The organism is Thalassospira sp. UBA848, from assembly GCF_002295455.1.
Classification (GTDB): domain Bacteria; phylum Pseudomonadota; class Alphaproteobacteria; order Rhodospirillales; family Thalassospiraceae; genus Thalassospira.
In genome coordinates this window covers 45,673-55,028 of record NZ_DBGS01000136.1, presented here as the reverse complement: position 1 = coordinate 55,028, position 9,356 = coordinate 45,673, and the positions used below count along the sequence as shown (strand labels likewise).

General features: G+C 54.8%; 11 protein-coding genes and 1 pseudogene. 7 read left to right on the top strand and 5 right to left on the bottom strand.

What is annotated here, in order from left to right:
* The 4 genes and pseudogenes from B2R48_RS18865 to B2R48_RS18850 form a co-directional block, all read left to right on the top strand.
* Positions 1–223, top strand: a pseudogene (locus tag B2R48_RS18865) (RluA family pseudouridine synthase); the annotation flags it as partial.
* Between the two features lie 157 nt (positions 224–380).
* On the top strand, positions 381–767 hold the full coding sequence (locus B2R48_RS18860) for a hypothetical protein (protein WP_157088420.1): 387 nt from the start codon (positions 381–383) through the stop codon (positions 765–767).
* A gap of 44 nt (positions 768–811) precedes the next feature.
* A complete protein-coding gene (locus B2R48_RS18855) occupies positions 812–1,510 on the top strand; it encodes an HAD-IA family hydrolase (RefSeq protein WP_297003450.1) in 699 nt (232 codons plus the stop codon).
* Complete coding sequence (locus tag B2R48_RS18850) at positions 1,497–1,970, top strand: SRPBCC domain-containing protein (protein ID WP_297003448.1); 474 nt, start codon at positions 1,497–1,499, stop codon at positions 1,968–1,970. Before B2R48_RS18855 ends, B2R48_RS18850 begins: the two co-directional genes overlap by 14 nt.
* A 14-nt stretch (positions 1,971–1,984) precedes the next feature.
* Here B2R48_RS18850 and B2R48_RS18845 read toward each other — a convergent pair whose 3' ends face one another.
* The gene (locus tag B2R48_RS18845; protein WP_297003447.1) at positions 1,985–2,599 is read right to left on the bottom strand and encodes an HAD family hydrolase; all 615 of its coding nucleotides are present in this window, start codon (positions 2,597–2,599) and stop codon (positions 1,985–1,987) included.
* A gap of 272 nt (positions 2,600–2,871) precedes the next feature.
* Between B2R48_RS18845 and B2R48_RS18840 the strand changes: the two genes are divergently transcribed.
* Entirely contained in the window at positions 2,872–3,696 is an 825-nt protein-coding gene (locus tag B2R48_RS18840) for a dienelactone hydrolase family protein (protein ID WP_297003445.1), read from the top strand.
* A gap of 79 nt (positions 3,697–3,775) precedes the next feature.
* Here B2R48_RS18840 and B2R48_RS18835 read toward each other — a convergent pair whose 3' ends face one another.
* The 3 genes from B2R48_RS18835 to B2R48_RS18825 all read right to left on the bottom strand — a co-directional run bounded on the left by B2R48_RS18835 (position 3,776) and on the right by B2R48_RS18825 (position 6,496).
* Entirely contained in the window at positions 3,776–4,546 is a 771-nt protein-coding gene (locus B2R48_RS18835) for an ABC transporter permease (RefSeq protein ID WP_167721972.1), read from the bottom strand.
* 16 nt (positions 4,547–4,562) lie between these two features.
* Positions 4,563–5,348: an ABC transporter ATP-binding protein gene (locus B2R48_RS18830; RefSeq protein ID WP_062953753.1), complete on the bottom strand. Its 786-nt coding sequence runs from the start codon at positions 5,346–5,348 to the stop codon at positions 4,563–4,565.
* 125 nt (positions 5,349–5,473) lie between these two features.
* Positions 5,474–6,496: an ABC transporter substrate-binding protein gene (locus tag B2R48_RS18825; RefSeq protein WP_213472394.1), complete on the bottom strand. Its 1,023-nt coding sequence runs from the start codon at positions 6,494–6,496 to the stop codon at positions 5,474–5,476.
* A gap of 271 nt (positions 6,497–6,767) precedes the next feature.
* On the opposite strand from B2R48_RS18825, the gene B2R48_RS18820 reads away from it, so the two are divergent.
* On the top strand, positions 6,768–7,481 hold the full coding sequence (locus B2R48_RS18820; protein WP_297003441.1) for an ATP12 family chaperone protein: 714 nt from the start codon (positions 6,768–6,770) through the stop codon (positions 7,479–7,481).
* Between the two features lie 31 nt (positions 7,482–7,512).
* Here the strand turns inward: B2R48_RS18820 and B2R48_RS18815 are convergent, their stop codons facing one another.
* Positions 7,513–8,478, bottom strand: a complete 966-nt coding sequence (locus tag B2R48_RS18815) for an ABC transporter ATP-binding protein (protein ID WP_297003439.1) — start codon at positions 8,476–8,478, stop codon at positions 7,513–7,515.
* Positions 8,479–8,816: 338 nt separating this feature from the next.
* Between B2R48_RS18815 and B2R48_RS18810 the strand changes: the two genes are divergently transcribed.
* Positions 8,817–9,356, top strand: a 540-nt coding sequence (locus tag B2R48_RS18810) for a carboxyl transferase domain-containing protein (protein ID WP_297003437.1), incomplete at its 3' end; no start/stop codon positions are given.

Below are 9,356 nucleotides of genomic sequence, written 5' to 3'. Positions count from 1 at the left end.
CAATCAGATGCATCTGCATGCGCGCGCCATTGATTTCCCGCACCCGGTTACCGGCCATCGCGTCGTGATCGAGGCACCCGTGCCGGAACATTTCGCCGAAACGCTCAAAAAGCTCAATTTTGATCCGAAAACACCGACCAAATTCCTGACCCCGGAAATTCACCGCGAAAAGGAAGAAAAGCCCAAGCCAAAGGCAAAACCGTCGCGTTCGCGCAGGAAATAGGGCCGGGCCCAAACAACTTCAAACACCGAAAAGCCGACGCATCGCGTCGGCTTTTTCGTCCTCCTGATCAAACGATGTTGAAACAGAAACTGTATCAGTGTGTTTTGCTGTCGAAACGCTTCATGAACGCATCATAAACCCTGTTCAAATGACGGGCATGAACCGTATTGCCGGTGCGTTCACACATTTCGGCCTGGCCTTTGATCATCACGGCAAGCTGTTTGCGGCCGCTTTTGGTATGCACCATGCACTCACCCTCCTCAAGGGCGGTGACCAGTGGAATATGCTCACATTCGGCAATGGCAAGCACTTCCTCCTCGGTGAGGTCGCTGAAGTCGATGCAATCGCGAAGCGTAAGCATGATTTGCCTCCTGTCATGTGCCCGGCCTTCTCGGCGGGGCTCGGTCGGCCAGAAGATTATTATAACGCCGATCACTGGCTCAAAGAAGTAATACAAAATTCACTTGTGGTTTCTGGTGCTTCCCGCAAAGCACAAAAACCCGCACGCAATACAACCGCGGGAGACTCGATCTTTTCGATCTGATCCATTAGTCTCCGCTTTTCCAAAATCCAGACGAAAGACCCCACATGACCAACGATCCGCTCCGACTTGTGATTTTTGACTGCGATGGCACCCTTGTCGACAGCCAGCACGCCATCGCGCATTGCATGGATCATGCCTTTGCGCAGCACGGTCTGGATTGTCCGGGGTTGGAAAACACGCGCACGATCATTGGTCTGAGCCTGCCCGAAGCCATCACAAAGCTGGCAAGCCCTGCACGGGTTGACGATGACATCATCGCAGCCGTGACAGCGGCCTATAAAACCGCGTTCTTTACCCTGCGTCAGACGCCCGATTTTCACGAACCGCTATTCCCCGGCGTGCGCGAAGTGCTGACCGAACTCGACAGCCGTCAATGGCTAAGCGGGGTGGCAACCGGCAAGGCCCGCCGGGGTCTGGATGCTGTTCTGGCGCGCAATGAACTCGAAGGTCGGTTTGTTACTTTGCAGACTTGCGACAATCACCCGTCTAAACCCAATCCCGCGATGTTGATGGCAGCCCTTGAGGAAACCGGGGTCGATGCGCCCAATGCGGTGATTGTCGGTGATACCAGCTATGATATCGAAATGGGCCGGGCCGCGGGCATGATCGCCATTGGGGTCGATTGGGGCTATCATGATGTTGATACGCTCCATGCCTCTGGTGCACATGCCGTCATTAGCCACTTTGATGAATTGGCTGCCGCCCTTGATACGATTTGGGAAATTGACCGTGACGCCGCTTAAAAACCCCGAACTGGCCCCGATCCGTTTTGAACTGACCCTGGCCGTCGATCCTGATGATGCGTTTACCGCTTTCACGGCGGGCTTTGGGCAATGGTGGCCAACCGAAACCCATTCAATTGCCAAAAAGGACTGCATCACGGTCGAGTTCAATGAAGGTGTCGGCGGAGAAATCATCGAACGCACCAAAGGCGCCAAGGACATCCCATGGGGTCGGGTAAGAAGCTGGCAGCCGGGCGAACACCTGTCCTTTACATGGCATCCGGGCTGGAACGAGGGCGACTTTACCCTGGTCGAGGTATCGTTTGACCTGAATGACTTTGGCCGTTGTGTCATTCGCCTTGAACACAAGGCATGGGAAAATGTCGGGGATATCGCGCCGGCTTTGCGTGAAGGCTATCTCAAGGGCTGGGAATTTGCCTTTGGCGAATGCTTTGGCGATTACCTGCGCCAAAAGCGCTAGGGCCTGAACCCTGATCAGTACAGGCCGTATTCGATCAATTCACGCTGCAATTTCACCGGGTCACTGAACCAGTGGGTGATAAAGGCCAGTTCGCGGGCCTGCTGTATATTGCGTTCGTTGTCATCGATAAACAGGGTCTCGCGGGGATCAAGCTTGAAGCGCGAAATCGCCAGATCAAAAATCCGCGGATCGGGTTTGGCCAGTTTTTCCTGCCCCGATACCAGTATCCCGTCGAAATGATCCAGAAAACCAAACCGCTCCAATGCATGCGGCCAGGTTTCCGCCGACCAGTTGGTCAGGGCAAACAGGCGCACCTTTTTACGTTTTTTCAGGTCTTCAAGAACGCCCACCGTGCGGTCAATCGCCCCGCCCAGCATTTCCGGCCAGCGCTCCTGCCATGCGGCGATCTCGTCATGATGCTGCGGATAGCGATGCTGAAGGTCGGGGATGGAATTGGCAAAGCTCAGCATCCCCTGATCATGCAGGTGATTCCAGTGCGGATGGCAGACTTCACCCAGAAAGCGCTCCATCTCTGCTTCATTCTTGAATAGCTTGCGATACAGATAACGCGGGTTCCAATCAACAAGCACACCCCCAAGATCAAAAAGAACCGTTTCAATATCGCGCATGTCGTCTCCGAATGGTTGGGGCATGTATGGGGTTTGTCGGCCCTTTAAATCAGGTGCGATGCCAAGGTGCAAGCAGCCGTTATAGGAAACAACATCGCAAACATGATCCTTGGTGCGATCAGCCCCGTAAACAAACCTGAACAAATCATCGTGGCGCGTGAAGGTATGGGAATGCCCGATGACGGGATTGTCATTTGCCAACCGGGCGTGCTGTCGCAAACAATGTTGATTGGGGATATCCCCTGAAAACAGGCATAAGAGGAGGCTAGAACATGTGTACGCTTGACGGATGTGGCTCCCACGAACATCTCGGTCCGCCGCCCAAGGCGACTGACGAACAACGCAGACTGTTTCTCAAAGGGGCTGCTGCCCTGCCTTTGGCTGTTATTCTTGCCGACCCGATGCTTGCCCATGCAGCAGGCCACGGGCTTGACAAGGTAACCATCACCACGCCTGAAGGCGACGAAATGGTTGCCGAAATCGCCATGCCGCACACCCTTCCGGCCCCGACCGTCATTCTGATCCATGAATGGTGGGGCCTGAATGACCATATTCGCGCAGTTGCTGCCGAATATGCCAAGCAGGGCTATATCGCCCTTGCGGTTGACCTTTATGGTGAACCGCCAGCGACGACGCCTGATGGTGCGCGTGCGCTGATGTCTTCGATGGATCCGGTGGTTGCGACCCGCAAGCTGCAATCTTCTGTCGAATTCCTGCGCGGTCACAAGGATTCAACTGGCAAGGTCGGCTCTGTTGGCTGGTGCTTTGGTGGTGGCTGGTCGCTGAACACTGCCCTCGCAACCGATATTGATGCGGCTGTGATCTATTACGGCAACGTCAACAAGACCCCGGAACAGGTCGCAACGCTGAACGCGCCGATCATGGGGCATTTCGGCACCCTTGATAAAAACATCAACAAGGAAATGGTCGACGGGTTTGAACGCTCTTTGCGGATTGCTGGCAAGACCGACTACGAGTTCTTCTGGTATGACGCCGATCACGCGTTTGCCAACCCGACCGGTGGTCGCTATGACGGCGAAGACGCCATGCTGGCATGGAACCGCACCATGGCCTTCTTTGACGAACATCTAAGCTGACCATCGCCAATGGTACGATGAAAAAAGGCCGGGACTTTCCCGGCCTTTTTATTTGTCTGATGATTGGTCCAAATGGGGCTTAGTTCGTTGGATTTCCGCGATTTGCCCATTTAGTCGACCGGCGTTCGATGACGTTGAAGATTTCGTACATCGCAATCCCCATCACCGCGATCACCAGCAATCCGGCAAACACCAGCGGCATGTTGAATTTCGACGAGGCCGACAACATCAGATACCCAACACCAACATTCGACGCCACGGTTTCCGAAATCACCGAGCCGACAAAGGCCAGCGTGATCGCGACTTTAAGGGACGCAAAGAAATACGGCATCGCCCGCGGGAATCCGACCTTGATCAGGATGTCTCGACGGGTGGCACCAAGGGACCGCAGAACATCACGCAATTCCGGCTCCAGGGTCGCAAGGCCGGTGGCGACATTGACCACAATCGGGAAGAACGAAATCAAAAATGCTGTGATGATCGCCGGCACGGTGCCGATGCCAAACCACATGACCAGAACCGGGACAAGGGCCACTTTCGGCACAGAGTTAAAACCAACCAAAAGCGGGTTGGCCGCATCATAGATCGCCCGGCTTGATCCGACCAGCGCACCCAGCACCACACCGAACACCACAGCAATGGCAAAGCCCGCCAGCGTGGTATACAGCGTGTGATAGGCATGCATCCAGATTGCTTCATGGAACTGCCAGCCGACAATGATGCTTTCAGACGGGGTCGGCAGGACATAGGGCGGAATGTTGAATATCCGCACAACCAGTTCCCACAGCACGAAAAGTCCAATGGCGCTAAGCCACGGTGTTGCTTTGCGAAGGTTCAATTTCTTTTTCATGATATCGCCAGCCCCCTCAAGATTCTCGCACGTCACGAATGTGACTGCGCAATTCGTGGACAAGATCGGTGAAAGGCTGGGTAAAGGTGGTTTCCTGATCGCGTGGGCGGGGCAGGGTGTTTTCACGTTCCACAAGGATTTTACCCGGGCGTTTGGACATCACATAGATGGTATCGGCAAGGTAGGCCGCCTCACGCAAATCATGGGTGACCAGAATAACTGTGAACGGCTTGATCATCCAAAGGTTCTGCAAGATGTCCCAAAGCTCTTCGCGGGTAAAGGCATCCAGCGCACCGAACGGTTCATCGAGCATCAGAAGATCCGGCTCATGGATCAGCGACCGGCACAACGATGCACGTTGCTGCATGCCCCCTGAAAGCTCCCACGGGTATTTGTCTTCGTGGCCTTCAAGCCCGACGGTCGCCAGAAGTTTGCGCGCGCGTTCTTCATACTCCGCGCGATGCTTGCGCAGGCGATGGCGGTGCGGTTTGACGATTTCCATCGGCAGCAGGACATTATCAAGGGTCGTGCGCCACGGCAAAAGGGTCGGGTTCTGAAACGCCATGCCAACAATCTTGAGCGGCCCGGAAACTTCCTTGCCATCGACAATCACATTGCCTTCGGTTGGCGGCATCAGGCCCGAAACCAGTTTCATCAACGATGATTTGCCACACCCCGACGGACCCACAACGGCGATAAACTCGCCCTTGTCGATCTTCATGTTGGTGGTATCAAGCGCCAGTTCATCGCCTTCACTATAGCGAAGCTTGACATCATTGAGTTCGACGAAGCTATTGGACACTGCAGTTATTCCCCCTGCTTGGCCTGGTCCTGACGCTGGGTCGGGACCCTGTATCTTTATTCTTTTTGCGGGCAGATGAAAAACGGGGCAGCCGGAAAATCCGACTGCCCCGTTTCCCAAAATGATTACTTCAGCATGCGGTCTTCGGCAGACGGCATGAATTCATCGGTATAGATGTCATCAACAGACGGCTTGTTCTCGAAACCGAACGCCAGGGCAACCTGATCGATGGCCTTGGCCATACGGTCGGCTTTGACAAGGCCCATGCCTTCTTCAAGGGTTGCCGGGGTAACGACGTTTTCGTCGATCGCCATCTGCAGGCGCTGTAGCTCAAGATCCGGGTTGATCAGCGGATCAACTTCCTTAAGGGCGTCAATTGCGGATTGCGGATCGGCAATCGCTGCAGCCCAGCCTTTGACCACACCGCGCAGGAAGCCTTTAACCTCTTCCGGGTGGTTTTCCATCATGTCCGGCGAAGCCAGAATGCCGTTGCCATAGAAGTCCATGCCAAAGTCTTTGTACATAAAGACGGTCAGGTCATCCTTGGCAACACCCTGTGCCTGCAGGTTCAGGATCGAGGTAAAGTAGTGACCGGAAATCGCATCCACATCGCCACGCACCAGCATCGGCTCACGCAGCGGCGGATCCATGCTTTCCCAGGTCACAGCATCAAGGTCCAGACCGGTTGCCGATGCAAAGGCCGGATACAGTTTGCGGGACGCATCAAAGACCGGTGCGCCAAGGGTCTTGCCGATCAGGTCTTCCGGCTTGGTAATGCCGGAACTTTTAAGCATGAACAGCGCAAATGGCGGGCGATCATAAACCATGAAGATCGACTTCATGGCGCGATCCGGGTTGGATGCGTTGAATTCCACCAGCGAGTTGATGTCCGCAAGCGACATATCATAAGCGCCGCTGGCAACACGGGTGATCGCACCAACCGAACCGTTGCCCGAGTCAATCGTGACATCAAGGCCTTCTTCGTCAAAATAGCCGTTCTTCTTGGCCAGAAGATACGGTGCGGCCGGGCCTTCGTATTTCCAGTCGAGCGAGAATTTAATCGCCATATCTGCCAGTGCAGCATGCGCGCCAAGGGCAACAGCTGCCCCGATAGCAGCCCCCAAAAGTCTGTTCGTAAGCGTGGTCATGTTTAAAGAAGCCTCCTGATTGCGGATTGATGTAACAATCCAGCTACCTGATAAATCCAATGCGCTCTCAGCAATGGTCATGCCATCTTGCCAATGCGCCCGCTTTGTCGCGGTTTTGTAATCTTCACCGAGCAGAGTAGTGGTGTTTATTATTTGGTCAATGGGGCAAATTGATCAAAAATTATACAGTAATTCTTGATAATCGCCCATTTGACGCGCTTTATCTTGTAAATCACTTGCGCAAAACGCTGCATTTAGGCATATGGCGTTCATGCTTACACAATCGATCAATCGTTTCTATAAAAAGGCCGACGCCGCTGCTGATGACAGCGGGGCAGGCTGGCGCGTTCTTCTTGACGGGCGGGCGGTGAAAACCCCGGCCAAGGCGGATTTCCTCCTGCCATCAGAAGTACTTGCGCGTGAAATCGCTGCGGAATGGGATGCGCAGGGTGAAAAGGTCCAGCCTTCCACCATGCCGATCATGCAGCTTGCCGCGACCGCCATTGACCGTGTGCGTCCGAATCGCCCGGGGGTGATCGCCGAATTGACCGGCTATGGGCGCTCTGATCTGCTGTGTTATCGCGCACCCTATCCGGAAGAATTGATCGAACGTCAGGCCAAAAAATGGCAACCGCTGCTCGATTGGTCAAAGGACGATCTTGGCGTGGCGCTTCAGGTCACCGAAGGTGTGATGCCGATCACTCAGGATGACCACGCGCTTTTGCGTTTGCAGGATCATGTCGAATCTTTCGATGATTATTACCTGACAGCCCTGCACAGCCTGACCACGGTGTCGGGGTCGGTCATCATTGGCCTTGCGGTAATGAACAAGAAGATCGACGCCCAGAACGCTTTTGAGTGCGCCATGCTTGATGAAGAATACGCCATGGAGAAATGGGGCGAAGACGCAGAGGCAATTGCCCGACGCGACCGTCACCGGGCGGAGCTTCTGGCCGCGGGCCGCTATCTCGAACTGCTTGGCTGACCCTTGATGGCGGCATTTGCCGCCATCAACGTTATTTCATCCAGCGCGCGATCATTCTGTGCTGCACGGCTGCCTGTGCCGCCACCCGGTAATAGGACAGCAATTCGCGCATCGGTGACGACATCCGGTCAAAGCCTGAAATAAACGCCACAATGATACCGACCGACGTTTGGTCCTGAATCACCAGATAGCCGCCAACGAACAGCACGCTCAGCGGTGCCAGCGCGTTCAGCAAGTTGATCAGTGACTTCATGCCGAATTTCAGAACGAACAATTGCATCCGGTTGTCAAACAGCCCGGTAATCCCGCGATTGATCGGGCTGAGTTGCTCGTCATCGCTTTTGTCAGATGACAGGTCTGAAAGCTCGTCACTGACTTCACGCATCTTCTCGACCCGATCTTCAATCAGGGCATTGATGCGTTTCTGAATGACCGGCACAAGCGCGATCTGCGGGATCAGGGCGATCACCCCGATCAGGCCGATCATCGGTTCAACACTGATCATATAGCCAAGCCCAAAGATCAGCATGCCGCTATTGACCACCGGCTGTGACAGGCCATCGCCAACAAACCCGCCCAGTTTCTCGATCTCGGCGCCGATGATCGAAACTGCACGTCCGTTGCTTTCATCGTCGCTTCCGGCCTGATTGTGGGCGCGCAGGCGCGTCAGGTGCTTGCGGTTATACTGGATCGCGCTTTCGCTCAGCCAGCCTTCATAAATGCGCAGCACATATTTGATGCTGCCATGCACGACAATCACACCCAGATAAAGAATGGCCAGCGTGATCAGAAGGTCAAAGTCCTGCGGGGTGATGGCGTTATCAACAATCCGGCGTTGCAGCTCGATCGGGGCAATGCCAAGGGCAGCCACAATCACTGCAAGGCTGCATACCGCCACCTGATGCCAGCCACTCATGCGCCAGACATACCCCCATAAGGAGCCAGCAGGGCGATCATCGCCGGTTTTTTCCGGATTGCGGGGGCTGAATTTTAACATGGGCTCAATCGGTTGTGGTGACGACAGGCATATACTGTACGCGATAACAGGACCCCGGATCAGGGGTGTCGCACGGTAAGCTACTCCTGCAACGCGCCATGCGCGCATATGATCCTGTGACAAGGGTCGGGCAGGTACAACTCTAGACTTTAGTCCAGCCCATTCACATATATCGCGATGACGTTAGGGAAATCAGGTGTTTACGGGGTATTCTCGACCTCTGGCAGAATAGCAAAAATAATTGGCATTCCAGTACCGAATAATGCTATTTCATTCTCGAGACGCGCACATTGGGCCGAAATGTGCCAAATGGCCGATCACAGCAAGGAAAACGCAACATGCAGGATATTGTCGCCAAACTCGAAGCGAAGCGCGCCGAAGCTGCCATGGGCGGTGGCCAGCGCCGCATTGATAATCAGCACAAGAAAGGCAAGCTCACCGCGCGTGAACGCCTTGATGTGCTGCTTGACGAAGGCTCCTTCGAAGAATGGGACATGTTTGTCGAACATGATTGTGTGGATTTCGGCATGACCGAAAACCGCATTCCCGGAGATGGTGTCGTCACCGGTCACGGCACGATCAATGGCCGTCTGGTCTTTGTTTTCTCGCAGGATTTTACTGTGTTCGGCGGCGCACTTTCGGGTGCACATGCGCGCAAGATCGCCAAGATCATGGATCAGGCGATGAAGGTCGGCGCACCGGTGATTGGCCTTAATGATTCGGGCGGCGCGCGTATTCAGGAAGGTGTTGAAAGCCTGGCGGGTTACGCTGATGTCTTCCAGCGCAATGTCGAGGCATCCGGCGTCATCCCGCAAATCTCGCTGATCATGGGGCCATGTGCCGGTGGTGCCGTCTATAGCCCGGCCATGACCGACTTC

Bases quoted from the DNA above. Each gene is read 5' to 3' on its own strand.
- B2R48_RS18820 (WP_297003441.1), top strand. From the start codon at position 6,768: ATGCTTACACAATCGATCAATCGTTTCTATAAAAAGGCCGACGCCGCT.
- B2R48_RS18860 (WP_157088420.1), top strand. From the start codon at position 381: ATGAACCGTATTGCCGGTGCGTTCACACATTTCGGCCTGGCCTTTGAT.
- B2R48_RS18835 (WP_167721972.1), bottom strand. From the start codon at position 4,546: ATGAAAAAGAAATTGAACCTTCGCAAAGCAACACCGTGGCTTAGCGCC.
- B2R48_RS18815 (WP_297003439.1), bottom strand. From the start codon at position 8,478: ATGTTAAAATTCAGCCCCCGCAATCCGGAAAAAACCGGCGATGATCGC.
- B2R48_RS18855 (WP_297003450.1), top strand. From the start codon at position 812: ATGACCAACGATCCGCTCCGACTTGTGATTTTTGACTGCGATGGCACC.
- B2R48_RS18840 (WP_297003445.1), top strand. From the start codon at position 2,872: ATGTGTACGCTTGACGGATGTGGCTCCCACGAACATCTCGGTCCGCCG.
- B2R48_RS18845 (WP_297003447.1), bottom strand. From the start codon at position 2,599: ATGCGCGATATTGAAACGGTTCTTTTTGATCTTGGGGGTGTGCTTGTT.
- B2R48_RS18825 (WP_213472394.1), bottom strand. From the start codon at position 6,496: ATGACCACGCTTACGAACAGACTTTTGGGGGCTGCTATCGGGGCAGCT.